This window comes from Canicola haemoglobinophilus, from assembly GCF_002015075.1.
Classification (GTDB): domain Bacteria; phylum Pseudomonadota; class Gammaproteobacteria; order Enterobacterales; family Pasteurellaceae; genus Canicola; species Canicola haemoglobinophilus.
Genome location: NZ_MUXZ01000004.1, coordinates 174583 through 194418 on the forward strand (window position 1 = coordinate 174583; position 19836 = coordinate 194418).

General features: G+C 38.0%; 15 protein-coding genes and 1 tRNA gene. 10 read left to right on the plus strand and 6 right to left on the minus strand.

The genetic code is table 11. From position 1 onward, the window contains the following. Nucleotides 1-40 precede the first annotated feature (40 nt). Together B0186_RS01370 and lolA are read right to left on the minus strand one after the other, a co-directional pair. Nucleotides 41-1381 (minus strand): replication-associated recombination protein A, encoded by a 1341-nt coding sequence (locus tag B0186_RS01370; RefSeq protein ID WP_078217593.1) that lies wholly within the window; start codon nucleotides 1379-1381, stop codon nucleotides 41-43. 65 nt (nucleotides 1382-1446) lie between these two features. Next, nucleotides 1447-2061, minus strand: a complete 615-nt coding sequence (gene lolA, locus B0186_RS01375) for an outer membrane lipoprotein chaperone LolA (protein ID WP_078217594.1) — start codon at nucleotides 2059-2061, stop codon at nucleotides 1447-1449. A 205-nt stretch (nucleotides 2062-2266) separates the two neighbouring features. Between lolA and B0186_RS01380 the strand changes: the two genes are divergently transcribed. Both B0186_RS01380 and B0186_RS01385 read left to right on the plus strand, forming a co-directional pair. Continuing rightward, nucleotides 2267-2677 carry a Z-ring associated ZapG family protein gene (locus B0186_RS01380; RefSeq protein ID WP_078217595.1) on the plus strand — a complete coding sequence of 137 codons (411 nt, stop codon included), beginning with the start codon at nucleotides 2267-2269 and terminating at the stop codon, nucleotides 2675-2677. A 129-nt stretch (nucleotides 2678-2806) separates the two neighbouring features. Then, nucleotides 2807-4198, plus strand: coding sequence for a Do family serine endopeptidase (locus B0186_RS01385; RefSeq protein WP_078217596.1), 1392 nt, complete (start codon nucleotides 2807-2809; stop codon nucleotides 4196-4198). 97 nt (nucleotides 4199-4295) lie between these two features. Here B0186_RS01385 and B0186_RS01390 read toward each other — a convergent pair whose 3' ends face one another. Beyond that, a complete protein-coding gene (locus B0186_RS01390; protein ID WP_078217597.1) occupies nucleotides 4296-4772 on the minus strand; it encodes a low molecular weight protein-tyrosine-phosphatase in 477 nt (158 codons plus the stop codon). Nucleotides 4773-4925: 153 nt separating this feature from the next. Here B0186_RS01390 and B0186_RS01395 point away from each other — a divergent pair, with 153 nt between their 5' ends. The 8 genes from B0186_RS01395 to truB all read left to right on the plus strand — a co-directional run bounded on the left by B0186_RS01395 (nucleotide 4926) and on the right by truB (nucleotide 11981). After that, nucleotides 4926-5645: a BUD32 family EKC/KEOPS complex subunit gene (locus tag B0186_RS01395; protein ID WP_078217598.1), complete on the plus strand. Its 720-nt coding sequence runs from the start codon at nucleotides 4926-4928 to the stop codon at nucleotides 5643-5645. After that, the gene (locus B0186_RS12120) at nucleotides 5645-5776 is read left to right on the plus strand and encodes a hypothetical protein (protein ID WP_268875269.1); all 132 of its coding nucleotides are present in this window, start codon (nucleotides 5645-5647) and stop codon (nucleotides 5774-5776) included. Before B0186_RS01395 ends, B0186_RS12120 begins: the two co-directional genes overlap by 1 nt. A gap of 94 nt (nucleotides 5777-5870) precedes the next feature. Next, nucleotides 5871-5947 (plus strand) — tRNA-Met (locus tag B0186_RS01400). A 172-nt stretch (nucleotides 5948-6119) separates the two neighbouring features. Then, nucleotides 6120-6578, plus strand: coding sequence for a ribosome maturation factor RimP (gene rimP, locus B0186_RS01405; protein ID WP_078217599.1), 459 nt, complete (start codon nucleotides 6120-6122; stop codon nucleotides 6576-6578). 14 nt (nucleotides 6579-6592) lie between these two features. Continuing rightward, nucleotides 6593-8074: a transcription termination factor NusA gene (gene nusA, locus B0186_RS01410; protein WP_078217600.1), complete on the plus strand. Its 1482-nt coding sequence runs from the start codon at nucleotides 6593-6595 to the stop codon at nucleotides 8072-8074. A gap of 20 nt (nucleotides 8075-8094) precedes the next feature. Beyond that, entirely contained in the window at nucleotides 8095-10605 is a 2511-nt protein-coding gene (infB, locus tag B0186_RS01415; RefSeq protein WP_078217601.1) for a translation initiation factor IF-2, read from the plus strand. A 65-nt stretch (nucleotides 10606-10670) separates the two neighbouring features. Continuing rightward, nucleotides 10671-11051, plus strand: coding sequence for a 30S ribosome-binding factor RbfA (gene rbfA, locus B0186_RS01420; RefSeq protein ID WP_078217602.1), 381 nt, complete (start codon nucleotides 10671-10673; stop codon nucleotides 11049-11051). A 12-nt stretch (nucleotides 11052-11063) separates the two neighbouring features. After that, nucleotides 11064-11981, plus strand: a complete 918-nt coding sequence (truB, locus tag B0186_RS01425; RefSeq protein ID WP_078217603.1) for a tRNA pseudouridine(55) synthase TruB — start codon at nucleotides 11064-11066, stop codon at nucleotides 11979-11981. 81 nt (nucleotides 11982-12062) lie between these two features. Here the strand turns inward: truB and B0186_RS01430 are convergent, their stop codons facing one another. The 3 genes from B0186_RS01430 to mrcB form a co-directional block, all read right to left on the minus strand. Next, nucleotides 12063-14786: a TonB-dependent receptor domain-containing protein gene (locus B0186_RS01430; RefSeq protein ID WP_078217604.1), complete on the minus strand. Its 2724-nt coding sequence runs from the start codon at nucleotides 14784-14786 to the stop codon at nucleotides 12063-12065. 228 nt (nucleotides 14787-15014) lie between these two features. Then, nucleotides 15015-17285, minus strand: coding sequence for a 5-methyltetrahydropteroyltriglutamate--homocysteine S-methyltransferase (gene metE / locus B0186_RS01435; protein ID WP_078217605.1), 2271 nt, complete (start codon nucleotides 17283-17285; stop codon nucleotides 15015-15017). Between the two features lie 222 nt (nucleotides 17286-17507). Next, on the minus strand, nucleotides 17508-19835 hold the full coding sequence (mrcB, locus tag B0186_RS01440) for a penicillin-binding protein 1B (RefSeq protein ID WP_078217606.1): 2328 nt from the start codon (nucleotides 19833-19835) through the stop codon (nucleotides 17508-17510). Nucleotide 19836: the final 1 nt, after the last annotated feature.

The following is a 19836-nucleotide window of genomic DNA, read 5'->3' on the forward strand; positions in this document are numbered from 1 at the left end:
TTATTTAATTTTATGGGGATCTTTTGATCCCCATACTTTCTTATTTATAACGTTTTTGGCTACTTTGCTCATCAATTTTACGCAAGCGTTCCAATTTTTCCTTAATCTGAATTTCTAGCCCACGCTCTGTTGGAAAATAAAATTGAGTATCTTTTAGTTCCACAGGGAAATAATTTTCCCCAGCTGCATAAGCATTAGGTTCATCATGTGCATAGCGGTATTCTGCACCGTAGCCTAATTCTTTCATTAAATGAGTTGGTGCATTACGCAAATGTATCGGTACATCATAATCAGGCATTTCTTTTGCCAGTTTTTTCGCTTGATTAAAGGCAACATATACCGCATTACTTTTAGGGGCAACAGCTAAATAGACAATAGCTTGTGCAATAGCTCGTTCCCCCTCCGCAGCACCAACTCGAGTAAAGCAATCCCATGCCGCAATTGCTACTTGCATTGCTCTTGGGTCTGCATTGCCTACATCTTCAGAGGCGATAGCTAATAAACGTCGGGCTACATAGAGAGGATCGCCACCTGCTGTAATAATTCTAGCGTACCAATATAAAGCCGCATCAGGCGCAGAACCTCGAATGGATTTATGCAGGGCGGAAATGAAATCATAAAATCTATCGCCTTGTTTGTCGAAACGAGCTTGCCGCTCGCCTAATATTTCAGTTAATAGGCGATGATCAATCATTTTTCCTTGTTCAGTTTCTTCCGCCATATCAACCATAAGCTCCAAGCAATTTAAGGCTAAACGTGCATCGCCATTGACATATTCTGCTAAGTTTTCCAATACATTCTCAGCAAAAACTAACCGCTCTTTTCCTAGTCCTTGTTCTTTATTTTGGCTGGCATTTTGTAACAATGTCACAATATCAGCTTTGCTGAGAGGCTTTAAAATATAAACTCGGGCGCGAGAGAGCAATGCACTATTGAGTTCAAAAGAAGGGTTTTCTGTAGTCGCACCAATGAAAATGATTGTGCCGTCTTCAATATGAGGTAGGAAAGCATCTTGTTGGCTTTTATTAAAGCGATGAACTTCATCAACAAATAAAATAGTTTGTTGACCAGTTAAGCGATTTTGTTTTGCTCGTTCAATGCTTTCACGAATTTCTTTTATGCCACTCGTCACTGCCGAAATCCGCTCAACTTGCGCATTAATGTGTTGGGCAATAATTTCTGCTAGCGTTGTTTTACCTGTTCCTGAAGGTCCCCAGAAAATCATGGAGTGAATGTGCCCATTTTCAATGGACTTACGCAAAGGTTTTCCTGTGCCAATTAAGTGTTCTTGACCACAGTATTGATCCAAGGTTTGTGGGCGAACTCTTGCTGCTAAAGGTTGAAATGTTGAGGGAGAGAAATCAAGTGAAAAATTGGACATATAAAACCCCATAGGAACAGCTAAAAAATGGACGCTTATTGCGCCCAATTCTCTAATTTAATTCATTATTTTTTACGTTGATCGTCTAGTTCAGCACCTTTAGGCAAGGTGAATTTAAAGACGTTATCATTTAAAGATTGATTCGTAATATTGCGTAAAATATACAGATTACTTTGTCCATCTTTTTCTACTGTACTAAAGTTCTTTAATACACCATCACTTTCGATACGGATATTAAATTGTTTAATAGCGCTCTTTTGCGCTTTTGGCTTGAGGATAAAAGTATCTGCTTTTTGTTCTACAATATATTGTTGCCAATGGCTTGGATCATTGCTGGTGAGCAAGACGAAAGGTGTGTCACTTAAGGCATCCTTTACCCAATTAGCCGTAGCTTGTTCAACAAAAGGATCATAGAACCATAGGGTTTTACCATCTGCAATAATTTGACTTTCTTGTGGTGTTTGGTTGTCCATACGAAATAAATTTGGGCGCTTGAGCTGTATTTTCCCACTACCTTGTTGGATCTCTTTCCCCTTGGCATCGCTCACTTGTTGTTTATAGTCCGCACTTAAAACATCAATTTTGTTCAAGCGGATTTGTAGTTCATTAACCGCATCAGCCCAAGTTATATTACTGATACCTGCCAATAAAAGTGCGGTTAATTTTAGATATTTTTTCATTATGTTTCCTTTTCAAGTTTAGCTAAATGGGTTTTACACAACCCAATCACAGAAATGCCGCATAACATATCACAAAAACGAAGTATTAATGTTAAAAATTAAAGAATATTTTATTTGCTGTTTGATACTGTGATCCAGTGCAAAGAAAAATTTTTTCTAATGGTTATAATACAGGATTGTTATTTATTTTTAAGGAGTATTTTTTATGCAAAATTGGACACCTGAGATGTGGCAAAGTGGATTGATTGGTTTATGTGTGGGCGTGGTTATTGGTTATTTATTGTTACGCTTGACTAAAGGTTCAGTGAAAAAACAAATTAAAACGGAAGCGGAGTTAGAGCAGGTTAAAACTCAACTTAATAATCAAAAACAACAATTAGAACAACACTTTGCGGAAAGTGCGGAATTATTAAAAAATATTGCACAAGATTATCAAAAACTTTATGTGCATTTAGCTAATTCATCAACCGCATTATTGCCTGAATTAGCACAAAAAGAATTATTTACACCTAATTTACTCGCAGCTGAAACTGTTTCCACACCTGTAAACAGCGAAGATGGTCAACCAAGAGATTATTCTGAAGGTTCATCAGGTATTCTGAAAGCAGAAAAATAAATCCAAATAGGCACGTAAAAGTGCCTATTTTTCTACCATTTCTTTATTCCCTCTCATATTTCTAAAACTTTTTTTGATTTTTTCTGTCTTAAACCAGCAATATTTATTTTGATTTAAATGGAGAAAAAAGTGAAAAAATCTAACTTTGTTTTAACTGGTATTGCTTTAGGATTGAGTGTTCTCACTACATCAATTAATGTTCAAGCAAGTTTGCCGATGACTGTTGATGGGCAACCTCTTCCAAGTTTAGCTCCAATGTTACAAAAAGTTTTACCAGCAGTAGTTTCTATTGCGGTGGAAGGAAAGCAAAAAAGTACCTCTTCTTTCAATAATGAAATCCCAGAAGAATTCCGTCGTTTCTTTGGGGATAGTTTTGGTGGTTTTGAAGGATTTGGTAGTCGTTCACCTCGTAATTTCCGTGGCATCGGTTCTGGAGTGATTATTGATGCTGAGAAAGGTTATGCATTAACGAATAATCACGTGATTGATCAAGCGGATAAAATTACCGTTAAATTAGAAGATGGGCGTGAATTTAAAGCAAAAGTTGTTGGCAAAGATGAAATGTCAGATATTGCTTTGATCCAGCTAGAAAATCCGAAAAATCTGACCGCAGTTAAGATGGCAGACTCTGATAAATTGAGAGTAGGGGATTTTACCGTAGCAATTGGTAATCCTTTTGGCTTGGGACAAACAGCAACTTCAGGGATTGTTTCTGCCTTAGGACGTTCAACAGGATCTGATAGTAGTTCTTATGAAAACTACATTCAAACGGATGCCGCAGTAAATAGAGGTAATTCTGGTGGGCCATTAGTGAATTTAAATGGCGAACTGATTGGAATTAACACCGCTATTATTTCACCAAGTGGTGGAAACGCAGGAATTGCATTTGCTATTCCAAGTAATATGGCGAATAGCTTAGTGAAACAAATTATTGAATTTGGCGAAGTGCGCCGAGGATTACTTGGTATTAAAGGTGGAGAACTCAATGCTGATTTGGCAAAAGCCTTTAATGTTGATGTACAACAAGGGGCATTTGTTAGCGAAGTATTACCTAACTCAGCAGCAGAAAAAGCTGGTATTCAGGCTGGCGATGTGATTACTGCGATTAATGGCCAAAAACTTGCAAGTTTCGCAGAACTACGCGCTAAAATTGCGACAACTGGTGCGGGCAAAGAAATCAAATTAACCTACTTGCGTGATGGCAAATCGAAAGAGGCGAAAGTAACATTGCAATCTGATGATGAATCAACAGCTTCAGCGGTGGGAAATATTTCTGTATTAGAAGGTGCAGAGTTAAGTAATTACAATCAAAAGGGTACGAAAGGTGTTGAGATTACAGACATTAAATCAAGATCTTTAGCTGCTCAATATGGTTTAGAAAAAGGGGATATTATTATTGGCGTTAATCGTCATAAAGTAGAGAACTTGTCTGAGTTGCGTAAAATTTTAGGTAAAAAACCTTCTGCTATTGCATTGAATATTGTGCGTGATAACAGTCGTTTTTATTTATTAATTCAATAACTCTATCAAGAAAGTCAATTTTTTAAGTAAATTACAAGAGAATCTGCGTTTTAACGGTGGGCATTATAGCTTACTGATTAAAGCGCAGATTTTTTATTTAAATATGATGTTCTTGTCTAATTCTTTTGAGCAAGGCATCGCAACATTTATCGAGCAATTGATAGGTTTGTTGAAAATCGCCTGTGTACCAAGGATCTGGAATATGATCATAATCCAAGTCATCGCACAGTGTTGTTATTTGAAATAATTTGTGCGGTGCTTTTGTAAAGAATTTTTCTAGGTCATGTAAATTGTTATTATCCATAGCGATCAGATAATCAAACTGTTGCCAGTCATTTTTATGAATTTTCCGACTGATAAATCCTGTATTGTCAATGTTGTATTTGCGGAGCATTTTCGCAGTACCTTGATGCATATCTTCACCATCATGCCAACCAGAAGTCCCAGCACTATCAGTAAAAATTTGATTATCTAAATGCGCTAAGCGAATTTTTTCACGCATAATATATTCAGCCATTGGGGAACGGCAGATATTACCCAGACAGACAAATAAAATATTAATTTGTGGTTTCATATTGCTCCTTTGTATCGTAGTTAATAAAAGTGCGGTAAATTTTTTGTGAGAAATGCGCTTAATTGTACATAATTAAGCTTGTATTGAGATAATTTTTTATTATTTTCAATCTATGGTAATATTCGCACCCCTTTATTTGAAACGTGACTAATTATGTCTTTATCAAACTATGTTGAACAGTTGTTGCAAGAAAAAAGTGATGTTCGGATTTTCTCTTTTGAATATGAGGGAAAACGTTACTGGCTAAAGCAAACTGAAAAACTTTCTTTTATTTGGCGTTTGCTAAAATCAAACCCCGAAGAAACCTTAAAACGAGAAATCACTCGTTTGCAGGAGCTCAATACAAAATCAGCACCTGTACCTAAGCTGATTTTATTTGGAGATAATTTTTTTGTTACTGAAAATATGGGAGTAAGTGCCAATCATTTGGTTGAAAATGAAAATTTATCTATAGAACGAAGAAATCAGGTCTTGTTAGATTGTGCAAAAGCTTTGACAGATTTACATAAACAAAATATTGCTCATGGACGTCCAGCTTTGAGAGATATGATTTGGCAAGAGGGCAAAGTGGCATTTGTTGATTTTGAATGTATGTCAGCAAGCCGTGATATAGGTTGGCATAAAGTGCGTGATGGATTAGTGTTTATTCATAGTTTAGGGCGTACTGCAGATATTTCAGATGAGCAAATTGCATTAACCATTTCTCATTATCGTACACATTGTGAAACGGATACTTGGCAAAGAACTGTGGATTTTGTTTACAAGTGTCGTGCGCTATATTATATTCTTCGCCTTTTCAAGCCTATTGCAAAAATGGATTTAATTGCTATTTATCGCTTATTTGAGGCTGTTTTAAAAACAAAGGAAACATGATGAAAAAAATTTTTGCTATTTTGAGTATTATTTTACTAACCGCTTGCTCTGTTGGTGCTGGTTTCAATGCTGGTGGAGGGAGTAGTGGTGTAGGCATCGGTGTTGGATTGGGTACAGGTATTCGATTTTAATTAACTTGCTTATAACATCAGCAACCAACAATAAATTAAGAATTTTGGCTTGCTATTTTTTTTATGCTGTATATAATATGGCGCATATCTCGGACGCGGGGTGGAGCAGCTTGGTAGCTCGTCGGGCTCATAACCCGAAGGTCGTTGGTTCAAATCCAGCCCCCGCAACCACTTTACATAGGTGTTTTTGTAAAGAACCCCACAATGAATTTTGGGGTTTTTTTGTGCGAGTAAACTTGAGATTTAGTAAACGGGCTGATAGCCCTTTTTTTACATCTGTGTATTATGAAATGTAGAAAAAATGCTCAAATTTATCTTGCTAATCATTTTATAGGAGAAAATAGTGGCAACATTAGAAGAGAAATTACAAGAATTATTACAATCTTCCGTAGAGGATTTAGGTTGCGAACTCTGGGGAATTGAATGTCAACGTGCAGGACGTTTTTTAACAGTACGTTTATATATTGACAAAGAGGGTGGAGTAACTATTGATGATTGTGCTGATGTGAGTCGTCAAGTAAGTGCGGTGCTAGATGTAGAAGATCCGATTGCAGATAAATATAATTTGGAGGTTTCTTCACCAGGCTTAGATAGACCATTATTTAGATTGGAACAATTTGAACGCTATATCGGGCAGGATATTTCTGTGCATTTACGTATTCCTATGTTGGATCGCCGTAAATGGCAAGGTAAGCTAGAGAAAATTGAAAATGATATGCTGACTTTAGTTGTTGATGGACAACCACAAGTGTTAGTTTTCGGCAATATTCAAAAAGCCAATGTTATTCCTAAATTCAATTAATTAGAGAGAAAGAAATGAGTAAAGAAATTCTATTAGCTGCTGAAGCAGTGTCCAATGAAAAATTATTACCTCGCGAGAAAATTTTTGAAGCATTAGAGAGTGCCATTGCGCTTTCTACGAAGAAAAAATATGAACAAGAAATAGATGTTCGTGTTGTTATTAATACAAAAACGGGCGAATTTGATACTTTCCGCCGTTGGCTAGTGGTTGAAACTGTTAGCCATCCAACAAAAGAGATTACTTTAGAAGCTGCTCAATTTGAAAATCCAGAAGTTAAAGTAGGCGATTATATTGAAGATCAAATTGAGTCTATTGCTTTTGATCGTATTGCGATGCAAACAGCACGCCAAGTGATCAGTACGAAAATCCGTGAAGCTGAGCGTAACAAAATTGTCGAGCAATTCCGCTCACAAGAAGGCGAAATTGTTACTGGTACAGTGAAAAAAGTAAATCGTGATTCTATTATTTTGGATCTTGGTCAACATGCAGAGGCAGTGATGTTGCGTGAAGATATGTTACCACGTGAAAATTTCCGTCCGGGTGATAGAGTTCGTGGTGTGTTGTATAAAGTGAGCCCAGAAAGCAAAGGTGCACAATTATTTGTCACTCGTGCAAAACCAGAGATGATCATCGAATTATTCCGTATTGAAGTACCTGAAATTGGCGAAGAGTTAATTGAAATTAAAGGTGCATCACGTGATCCTGGTTTACGTGCCAAAATTGCAGTGAAAAGTAATGATAAACGCATTGACCCAGTGGGTGCTTGTGTCGGTATGCGTGGCGCTCGAGTGCAAGCTATTACTAATGAATTAGGCGGCGAGCGAGTTGACATTGTGTTATGGGATGACAATCCTGCACAATTTGTGATTAATGCTATGGCACCAGCTGATGTAAGTTCAATTGTGGTTGATGAAGATAATCATTCTATGGATATTGCTGTGGAAGCAGCAAACTTAGCGCAAGCTATTGGACGTAATGGTCAAAATGTACGTTTAGCGACACAACTAACTGGTTGGGCATTAAATGTTATGACAACAGATGATCTAAATGCTAAACATCAAGCAGAAGACAATAAGATTTTAAGCTTATTTATGACCGCACTTGAGATTGACGAAGAGTTTGCACACATTCTTGTTGATGAAGGGTTCACTAATCTGGAAGAAATCGCTTATGTTGCAGTTAATGAGTTAACAGCAATTGATGGCTTAGAAGATGAAGATCTCGTTGAAGAATTACAAGCTCGTGCGAAAAATGCAATTACCGCTATGGCATTAGCGGAAGAAGAGGCACTAAAACAAGCGCATATTGAAGAAAAATTATTAAATTTAGAAGGTATGACTCGTCATATCGCATTCAAATTGTCAGAAAAACAAATTACAACTCTTGAAGAATTAGCAGAGCAAGGCGTTGATGATTTAGCTGATATTGAAGAGTTAAGTGCTGAACAGGCTGCGGATTTAATTATGGCAGCACGTAATATCTGTTGGTTCAGCTAAAAAGAAGGGGTAATAGAATTATGGTAGATGAAGTAAAAAAAGAAAATGCACCCAAAAAGTTGAGTATTCAGCGCCGAACAAAAACCACTGTGAGCGGTACAAGCACAACAGGAAAAAGCAAAGAAGTTCAGGTTGAAGTTCGTAAAAAACGTACAGTGACCACTGATGCTGCACGTAAAGCGGAAGAACAAGCTAAGTTAAAAGCAAAAGAAGAAGCAGAGAAAAAAGCGGCTGCAGAAAAAGCTGCGGCGGAGAAAGCTAAATTAGAGGCAGAAAAAGCTAAGGCTGAGCAAGAAAAGGCTGAAAAAGCAAAATTAGCACAAGCTAAATCAGAACAGGCAAAAGCAAACAAGAAAGTGGATGCTGAAAAAGAAAAACGCCGTGCAGAAGAAGCAGAATTACGTCGTAAAGCTGACGAATTAGCTCGCCAGAAAGCAGAAGAAAAAGCACGTAAAGCAGCGGAAGAAGCAAAACGTTATGCTGATTTTGACGATAGCGACAATGACAATACCACATTAGATGATTATAGCGATTACCATCTAACCTCTAGTTATGCGCTTGAAGCAGAAGATGAAGAAGAGCGTCGTAATGAAAGCCGTGGTCGTGGCAAAAATAAAGTTGCTAAAGCTAAAAAAGGTGGACGTGATGATGAAAATGGCAATAAAAATGAACGCCAATCAGATCGTCGTAACCAAAAAGATGCGAAAGGTAAAGGCAAACAGGGTAAAAAAGGCAGTGCATTGCAACAAGCCTTTACTAAGCCAGCTCAAGTTGCTAAAGCCGATGTTGTGATTGGCGAAACCATTACTGTGGCGGAACTCGCATCGAAAATGGCAGTGAAAGTCACTGAAATCATAAAAACTATGATGAAAATGGGCGAAATGGTGACCATTAACCAAGTACTCGATCAAGATACCGCTCAACTTGTTGCCGAAGAAATGGGACACAAAGTTATTCTTCGTAAAGAAAATGAGCTTGAACAATCAGTAATGGAAGATCGTGATGTGAATAGTGAAAAAGTTCAACGTGCACCAGTTGTTACCATTATGGGGCACGTTGACCATGGTAAAACTTCATTACTTGATTACATACGTAAAGCAAAAGTTGCTGCAGGTGAAGCAGGAGGTATTACTCAGCATATCGGTGCTTATCATGTTGAAACCGATGATGGGAAAATGATCACATTCTTAGATACTCCAGGGCATGCGGCTTTTACTTCTATGCGTGCTCGCGGAGCAAAAGCAACAGACATCGTTGTGCTTGTGGTAGCTGCTGATGATGGTGTGATGCCACAAACTATCGAAGCAATTCAACATGCTAAAGCAGCAGGAGCTCCGATTGTTGTTGCTATCAATAAAATCGATAAACCAGAGGCGAATCCTGATCGTATTGAACAAGAATTATTACAACATGAAGTGATTTCGGAGAAATTTGGTGGAGATGTGCAATTTGTTCCAGTTTCTGCGAAAAAAGGATTAGGTATTGATGATTTACTAGAGGCAATTCTTCTGCAATCTGAAGTGTTAGAATTAACCGCAGTTAAAGATGGTATGGCAAGCGGTGTCGTGATTGAATCTTATTTAGACAAAGGTCGTGGCCCAGTGGCAACTATCCTTGTTCAATCAGGTACATTAAATCGTGGCGATATTGTACTTTGTGGCTTTGAGTATGGTCGTGTGCGTGCAATGCGTGATGAAAACGGTAAGGAGATTCAATCCGCAGGTCCTTCAATTCCAGTGGAGGTATTAGGTCTTTCAGGTGTAGCCACTGCAGGTGATGAAGCAACTGTTGTACGTGATGAGAAAAAAGCACGTGAAGTTGCCCTTTATCGTCAAGGTAAATTCCGTGAAGTAAAACTAGCTCGTCAGCAAAAAGCGAAATTGGAAAATATGTTTAACAACATGGCTGATGGAGAAGTCGCAGAATTAAATGTAATCGTGAAAGCGGACGTTCAAGGTTCTGTGGAAGCTATTATTCAAGCCTTGCATGATTTGTCAACTGCAGAAGTAAAAGTGAAAGTTGTGGGTTCTGGTGTTGGTGGAATTACTGAAACTGATGCAACTCTTGCGGCAGCATCAAACGCAATTATGATTGGTTTTAATGTTCGTGCTGATGCGACAGCACGCCGAGTGATTGAAAATGAACATATTGATTTACGTTATTATTCAATCATCTATGAATTATTAAACGAAATCAAAGCGGCAATGAGCGGTATGTTACAACCTGAATTTACACAAGAAATTATTGGTTTGGCAGAAGTGCGAGATATTTTCCGTCATCCAAAATTTGGGGCAATTGCTGGTTGTATGGTAACTGATGGTATCGTTAAACGTAACAATCCAATTCGTGTATTGCGTGATAACGTGGTCATTTTTGAGGGTGAACTTGAATCTTTACGCCGTTTCAAAGATGACGTTAGCGAAGTACGTAATGGTATGGAATGCGGTATCGGTGTTAAGAACTACAATGACGTTAAAGTTGGCGACCAAATCGAAGTCTTTGAAGTTGTTGAAGTTAAACGTTCAATTTAATTGAAACTCAATGACAAAAGTGCGGTTGAATATGACCGCACTTTGTTTCAGAAGAAGAGTAAAAAATGGCAAGAGAATTTAAACGTAGTGATAGAGTAGCACAAGAGCTACAAAAAGAAGTCGCAATTATTTTACAGCGAGAAGTTAAAGATCCTCGCATTGGTATGGTAACTGTTTCTGATGTGGAAGTATCAAGCGATCTAGCCTATGCCAAAGTTTTTGTTACTTTCTTATTTGATCATGATGAAAGTGCAATCGAACAAGGCATGAAGGGATTAGAGAAAGCAAGTCCTTATATTCGTAGCCTATTAGGTAAAGCAATGCGTTTGCGTATTGTACCTGAATTACGCTTTATTTATGACCAATCTTTAGTAGAAGGTATGCGCATGTCTAACCTTGTAACTAGTGTTGTACGTGAAGATAAAAAACGTCATGTGGAAGAGTAGACGAAGATAGAAATGAATAAACCACGTAAAAAAGGGCGTGATGTTAATGGTATTTTTTTGTTGGATAAATCACAAGGAATGAGTTCCAACGATATTATGCAAAAAGTGAAACGCCTGTTCCAAGCAAATAAAGCTGGGCATACTGGGGCACTTGATCCATTGGCAACAGGAATGTTGCCAATTTGTTTGGGTGAGGCAACAAAATTTTCGCAGTATTTACTTGATGCAGATAAACGCTATCAAGTGATTGCGAAATTAGGTGAGCGCACTGATACTTCAGATGCTGATGGGCAAGTTGTACAAGAACGTGAAGTGAATGTGGATTTAGCAAAAATTTTGACCGCACTTCAGCAATTTCGTGGTGATATTATGCAAGTGCCAACTATGTTTTCAGCGCTAAAACATCAAGGCAAACCTTTGTATGAATATGCTCGAGCTGGCATCACTGTTGAGCGAGAAGCTCGTCCAATAAGCATTTTTGAATTGAAGTTTATTGACTATCAAGAGCCTTATTTGACTTTGGAAGTACATTGTTCTAAAGGCACTTATATTAGAACTTTAGTTGATGATATTGGTGAGGTTTTGGGCTGTGGGGCTCATGTAACTATGCTACGCCGTATTGGCGTTGCTGATTATCCTCGTGACAAAATGATGACGTTAGAACAATTGCAGCAACTGGTAGAGCAAGACGATTTAGATTTGTTAGATCAACATCTTCTGCCAATGGATACCGCAGTTATTCGTTTACCACAATTAGTTCTAACAGAAGAACAAACAAAAGCTGTAGGCTTTGGTCAGCGAGTGAAATTTGTCAATGCACAAAGAATACAAGGACAAGTGCGGTTGATTTCGCCTAACAATTTATTTTTAGGCGTAGCGATTATTGATGAACATAATATTATCCGTCCGCAACGTATGGTTGTGTATTAAACTTAAACATAAAACCAACCGCACTTTTTGAGATCAGCTTAAAAGTGCGGTTATTTTTATAGCTTTGCAGACTAAAATTTATCAGAATTTATAAGACAAACTAAACTTAAAGGTTCTTCCTCTCGCAAAGTTGTTTTGGAATGCTTTAGTGTAGAAATAATCACCATTAGCATTTTTAGTCGCATGCGTTAACCTAGCATATTGTGATGCCGCATCATTGTTAGCATCAAGCGGATTGGCATATCTTACGTCAGTGATATTATCGACATATAATTTCAACATCAGGTTTTCCGTTGGTTCATATGTAACATACAAATCATAGACAAATAGTTGACTACCAATTTCCTCGTACTCTGCGATACCGCCAATTCTTTCTGAAAGATCTTTCGTTTTACTATTAGGGCAAACTTTTCTATTGGCATCTTTATCAAAATAAACTCGCCCACCTTTACAAATCTCTATTGGGTCAAACTTAGTTCTTTTGCTTTTTCCATAATACTTAGCAATAGCACCAATGGTGAGTTTATTGTCGAAAAATCTTGTTCCAAGCTCTAATGAACCATAGCTATTTGGTAAAATAGTCACTTTTGTCAAACCAAAGCTTTGTGCTTCAGCTTGTTGTTCATCAGCATTGGCGGCAGTTCGTGGTATATCACTATAGGAAGCTGGTTGATTGGTTTTTTGTCTTGCGTAGGCTAAATTAACAAAAAATTTTCCCATATCATAATTGATTTCTGTTTCAAATCCTCTGATTTTAACGGTTTCTTGATAGTTTCTGTGCTGTAAAGCAGGAACTATTTGGCTACCATGTATTGGATTGATACCTCTGATACTTTTAAGACTGTAGACATTATGAATAAAATCATCAATTCTTGTTCTATAGGCTGTTACCTTATAACCTATTTTATCCGTAGCTGTAATAGCACCTTCCACAAAACCATTAAAACCAATTTGCTGAGTCCTTGCTGTTTCAGGTTTAAGATTTAGATTAACACCAGCATCGGTTAAACTAGAGAAAAATATTTCTTGAACGGTAGGTACTCTATGAGTTTTTGCATAGCTAATAAAAGGTGTGAAATAATGATTTATATCTGCTGTTAAAGTTGCTGAATAATTTTTAAATGTATGATTTACGCTATTATAATTAATAAAGGTAGGTCTTTTTTTGTATCCGTCATCTCTATCGTATTCATATTTTTTATCAAATTCTTCTTGGGCTTGTTCTAATTCAGTTTTTCGTTGTTGCAATATTTGTCTTTGCGCTTGATTATTACCCTGTCTACGCAGTTTTTTTAAAGTATCCTCAATTTCATCTAACTCTGATGCTAATTTAGAGTATTCCTGATCTACCGAGGTGAGAACTTGTCCCCTTGTATTAGATTTGACAATATTAAAGTTGTAATCCAACGTAAAAATTTTCCATTCTAATTTGTTATTAAAGTAAAAAGTTTTGTTTTTTTGTTCACCTGGTGGGAAAAATGAGTTTGTTGGTAATGACGCATTGACTTTCGTATAAAGATTAGTTGTGCCAGAAGGATTGAGTTCTCCCAATGATTTGACACATTCAGAGTCGTCATCATCCTCACACACTTTAAAAATTCTTAATTCATCTGGGTAACGATTTCTTGAATAATCATTTTTTAACCAGTTAAAACCAGGGGTCAGCGTGAGAGTTGTTTCTGCAGGAAGATTAAACTTAAATATATTATTAATATCAATAGTGGTAGATTTATTTTTTCCTTGTAATGGTTGCAGAATTTTTCTATTGATAATCGTTGCACCAACATCATAATTTTGACTATTAGTATTTTTTGAATAAAGAAAATTGAAGTTTACTAAATCGTTATTAGGAATGACAAAATTATAGTTAATTTGTTTAGTATCAGTGTTAATCGAACGTCCCGCTAAATGATTTTTCAATGTTCTATATTGCAAACCAAGGGTATTATAGTTATCTACATATTCAATCTTGAATAAATGGCTTTGTGGCTTTTGTTTTACTTTGTCTGGATCAAAAGGTCTTATATCATAAGGAGAGGCGTCACCATAGGCTCGTCGATATTCTTCGGCGATAAGTGCGGTATCTCTTTCGGAAATTTGCTGGTGGGTTTCTCCCCCCCCTACTTGATAATCTTGCGTAATAGTTTTACGTGTGTGTGCATACAAAACGCCCAACGTACCACCATAATCAAAGAAATGTTTACCCGCTAACCCAATCATAAACTCAGGTCTTAAATCATTATCTCCAAACGAGTATTTAACAATTCCACCAAAATTTTTATCTAGTCTTAAAATATCATCAACACCAATAGTTTTGAAATTTGCCGAACCGACTAAAGCATTTGCACCACCAGCCCCTTTAAAAGAACCACGATTCACTTCAACGCTAGTTAACAAGAGCGGATCTATTGCTGCACCAAACTGAGAACCTGCACCACCACCCTTTGTACCCGTATCACCACCACTACTATAAAAAGTTTGAGTTACACCATCGACCATAGAATTAACACGTCCAAGCCCAGTAGCACCCCTTATATTGACAGTAACCGCACCAGCTGCTTTATTCATTTGAGTAAAAGCACCAGGCGTTGAACGGATAATTTCATCTAAATCTTTCGATGAATTATTAATTTCATCTCTAATACTAACCGCACCTGATTTCTTGAATGCTTCGTCCTTTTCTTTAATTTTTTGCCCTACAACCTCAATTGCATCAAGCTCCGCCTCAACATCATCAGCATAAGCTATTGATGATATATAGCTGGCTAAAGCCGTTGCAATCAGTGTTTTGACTAATTTATTCATATTGAAATAATCCTGTTATTATAAATTTGCGTAAAAAGCGCAATAATTTTAAGGAAAAAATAGATAATGTCAATAATATTGAGAATTATTATTAATTGTGGGTGATAAGGTCTTTTTATATGAAATAGGAAAGGGAAAAGTGCGGTGGTATTTTTGTTTTTTTTTGCAACTCAAAGGGCAGATTTTCGATCTGCCCGTTTTGTATTTTCTATTTTAGGATTATTTCGACTACGCCAATTCCGCACGTAATTTTTTGGTTACTGCCATCATCACTTCAAGCTGTGCGATGGTTTCAGGCCAGCCACGAGTTTTTAAGCCGCAGTCTGGGTTTACCCATAAACGCTCTTTTGGTACAACGTTGAGGGCTTTGCGAAGTAAGCGTTCGATTTCTTCCTCCGTTGGCACTCGTGGGCTGTGAATATCGTACACGCCTGGACCGATGTCGTTTGGATATTTGAAATCGCCGAAAGCGGTTAATAATTCCATATCAGAACGAGAAGTTTCAATGGTGATCACGTCCGCATCTAAGCCTGCAATAGCTGGCAGAATGTCGTTAAATTCGGAATAACACATATGGGTGTGAATTTGTGTGTCGTCCGCCACGCCCATATAGCTTAAACGGAAAGCTTCGCCTGCCCATTGCAAATAAGCATCCCAATCTGCCCGCTTGAGTGGCAAGCCTTCACGAATTGCGGGTTCGTCAATTTGGATCACTTTAATGCCCGCTTTTTCTAAATCTAACACTTCATCGGAAAGTGCCACGCCGATCTGTTTACATACCGTTGAACGTGGAATGTCGTTACGCACGAATGACCATTGCAGGATAGTTACAGGGCCAGTTAGCATTCCTTTCATCACTTTTTGTGTAAGGCTTTGCGCATATTGTGACCAACGCACTGTCATCGGTTCAGGGCGAACCACATCGCCATAAATTACTGGTGGTTTCACACAGCGTGAACCGTAGCTTTGTACCCAGCCGAATTTGGTGAAGGCAAAACCGTCTAATAATTCGCCGAAATATTCCACCATGTCATTACGCTCTGGTTCGCCATGTACAAGCACATCTAAATCTAATTTTTCTTGCTCACGCACCACAAGCTCGATCTCTTTTTTCATCGCTGCTTCGTAATCTTCAAGGGATAAATCGCCTTTCTTAAAGGCTGCACGAGCATGGCGGATTTCCGTTGTTTGTGGGAATGAGCCAATATTGGTGGTTGGTAACAGCGGTAGGTTTAGCCACGCATTTTGCAATTTGATACGTTCGCTAAACGGCGATTTACGTTGATCCGCATTGGCAGGTAAGTTTGCTAAACGCTCCGCCACTTCTGGACGATGAATTTCTTTGCTGTTGGTACGAGCATCAGCGGCTGCTTGGCTTGCTGATAACTCGCTTGCTACCGCAGAACGACCTTGCTCAAGTGCGGTCTTAATCACGCTTAATTCTTCCAGTTTTTGTAGAGTGAAGGCTAACCAAGAATAGAGATCAGGATTTTTCGCTTGAAGTTGTGTTTCCACGCTTAAATCATAAGGGGTATGCAATAATGAACAGCTTGGGGCAATCCATAAACGCTCGCCCAATTTCGCTTGTAGCGGCTCTAACACATCAAGCATTGCATTTAAGTTTGCACGCCAAATGTTACGCCCTTCAATCACGCCCGCAGATAACACTTTGCTGTAATCTTCAAAGGCAGCCAGTTGCTCTGGAGCACGCACTAAATCTAAATGTAAACCGTCCACTGGCAAGGCTTTCAATAATTCAGCGTGTTCTGCCACAGATCCAAAATAGGTAGCGAGCAATAATTTCGCATTGACTTTGCTCAGTTCGGCATAAACGGTTTTGTAAGCTTCAACCCATTCTTGTGGTAAATCTAACGCAAGAGCGGGTTCATCAATTTGAATCCACTCAGCACCTTCTGCCACTAACGCGTTTAAAATTTCAACATACACAGGCACCAGTTGATTGAGTAACTCAAAACGGTTGAAGGCTTCACCTTTTTCTTTACCTAACCAAAGGAATGTTAAAGGCCCAACAATCACAGGTTTAACGTTGTGTCCTGCCGCTTTGGCTTCACGAATCTGGTTCACATAATGAGCTGGATTCGCTTTAAATTGGGTATTTTTGTGGAATTCTGGCACTAAATAGTGATAGTTGGTATCGAACCATTTGGTCATTTCAATCGCAAATTGTGCTTTGTTACCACGAGCCAGTTGGAAGTATTGATCAAGGGTTAAATTTTGGCTATCAAACCCAAAACGAGCTGGGATCGCTCCCGTTGCCACTTGTAGATCTAAAATGTGATCGTAAAAGGTGAAATCACCCACTGCGACAAAATCAGCTTTTGCATCTGCTTGATGTTTCCAATTTTTTTCACGCAATGCTTTAGCTAAATCTAATAAATCTTGCTCTGCTAACTCTTTACGCCAGTAACGCTCTTGAGCGAATTTTAACTCTCTTTTTGCCCCAACACGTGGAAAGCCTAAAACGTGGAATGTTGTCATAATCGAATCTCCTATATTTCATTTTAAATCAAATAGACGTCTAAACGTCTGCGTGAAGCTATAATGCAATAAAAGTGATAAATGATGCAATCTCATAATTTTCACGTTTTATATGAATAAAATTCATAAAAGTGCGGTGTTATTTAAGAAAGATTTGTTGAAAGAGGGTATCAGAATCAAATAGCGAGCTTGAACTCGCTATTTTTTAGAATAAAAGGAAGGTTATGGCACGGGTTTCGCATCTTCCACTGGTGCGGATAGGACATCCCAAATAGATGGTCTTGGCTCGCTAGGTTCTGGGGCATTGTTGCAGAATATTTGTCCGTTATTTATCCAGACAGGAATAGTTCGAGAACTAGAGCAGTCCCAACCACCATAAGAATTGATGCCAATCCATTCAATTTGTGCTGGTTTTTGTGGCTTTAATTTTTGAACTTCTGCTCGAGATAAATAATCTTGGTAGATTTTTAATGCGCCACTTGCACCAGTTAATTTTGTTTCGCCATTATCATCTCGTCCCAGCCATACAGTCACTACATTTTCGCCATCAATACCCACATACCAAGTATCTCTTGCTTCGTTGGTTGTTCCCGTTTTTCCAGCAAGATTAAGTGAAGCATACTGATTTTGTAAGCTACGAGCGGTTCCTCGCTCAACAACTTGTTGCATCGCAAATAAGGTTTGGAATGCGGCTTCTTGTGGAACTACTTGTTGTGGCACGATTGGGCGTTGATAAATCAGGTTTCCTTGTTGATCTGTTATGCTATCGAGAGTGGATAATGGAATATGTTTTCCTTCATTAGCAATAGTTTGGAATAATTTAGTCACATCATAAGGGGAAATAGAGTAGCTCCCTAATAATGTGGCTGGTACTTTAGGGATTTTGACATTATCCCAACCCATTGCCATTTGAGTGTCAATGACTTTGCTTAAACCCACCTTCATACCAATATTCACCGTTGGAATATTGAGTGAACGTGCAAGGGCGTCCATAAGCATGACTGAACCACTATACTTTCTATCGTAGTTGCGAGGCTGCCAAGGCTGACTTCCTTTGATACGAATGGTAATCGGCTGATTTTGAATAGGGCTATTGAGGCGGAATTGCTCAGGATCGGACAAGGCAGCCAAATAAATAGATGGCTTGACTAAAGAACCAATTTGGCGGCGAGCATTTAAAGCGCGGTTAAATCCAGCGTAGTTTGTTTGTAGCCCTCCAACAATCGCTCGGATTTCACCCGTTTTATAATCTGCAATTACCATCGCACTTTCTAAATGTGGATTTTTATGTTTCAGTTGTAACTCTGAAACTGTTTTTATTACTGATTTTTCCGCATATTCTTGCTGTTTTGGATCTAAAGTAGAGAAAATTCTTGCACCAGATAAAGTAGAGAGTTTATTTTCGCCTAATTTTTCCCTTAATTCTTGTTGTAAAGTTTGGATAAATGCTGGGTATTTGCGGTTAATTTGTCCTTTCTTTTGAACACCTAAGGGGCGTTTACTGAGCAACTCATAGAGTTCATCACTGATCACTTTGTGATCGAGCATGAGTTTTAGTACAACATTACGGCGTTCTAAGGCATTTTGTGGATTACGCCAAGGGTTATAGAGTGAAGGACCTTTTACCATTCCTACTAAGAGTGCGATTTGATCCAAGCTGATTTCTCGAATAGGCAGACCAAAATAAAAGTGGCTAGCTAATTCAAAACCATGAATTTGTGTATCGCCATTTTGTCCCAAATAAATTTCATTAAGGTAGGTTTCTAAAATGCGATTTTTATCGTAGCGAAAATCTAAAATGATCGCCATTAAGGCTTCATTCACTTTACGGCTTAAAGTCCGTTCATTGCTTAAAAATAAATTTTTTACGAGTTGTTGTGTTAATGTACTTCCACCTTGTACATTATGACCTGCTTTGATATTGGTAATTAAAGCTCGAGTAATCCCCAGTAAACTTATCCCATCATGTTCATAAAAGCGGCGATCTTCGGTTAAAAGTAAGGTATCGATTAATAATCTTGGATAATGCTGCAATGGAATTGCTAAACGTTCTTCTTTATTTGATTGCAACATTGCAATCAATTTGGGTGCCAAACGAAATTCATCAATTGTTTTAACACTAATTAAATCTTCAATGACTGCTAATTTATTATTGTTGAAACGCAAGCGAAAAACACGTTGTGCTTCAGGATGATTTGGGAAAGGAAAAGCTCGGCGTAAAATAACTAAGGTATTATCTTCAATTTTAAAATCGCCGGGTGCCGCAATCATGGTTGTTTGGCGATATTCATTTTCTAATAGAATTTGCTTTATTTGCTCTAAGCTTAATTGATCAGATAAACGAATACTTTCAATTTGGCTATAAACCTCGGCAGGTAATTGCCAAATTTGCCCGTCCATTTTGGTACGGATTTTTCCGTCTAAATAGATGCCGTAGAATGCAGCTCCACATAATAAAGTGAAACCAAGTTTTGCACTAAAAAGCAAAAAACGTTGCTTTTTGCTTTTCTTTTTGGATTGAGCTGTATTTTGCTTTTGTTTCGCTGTCATT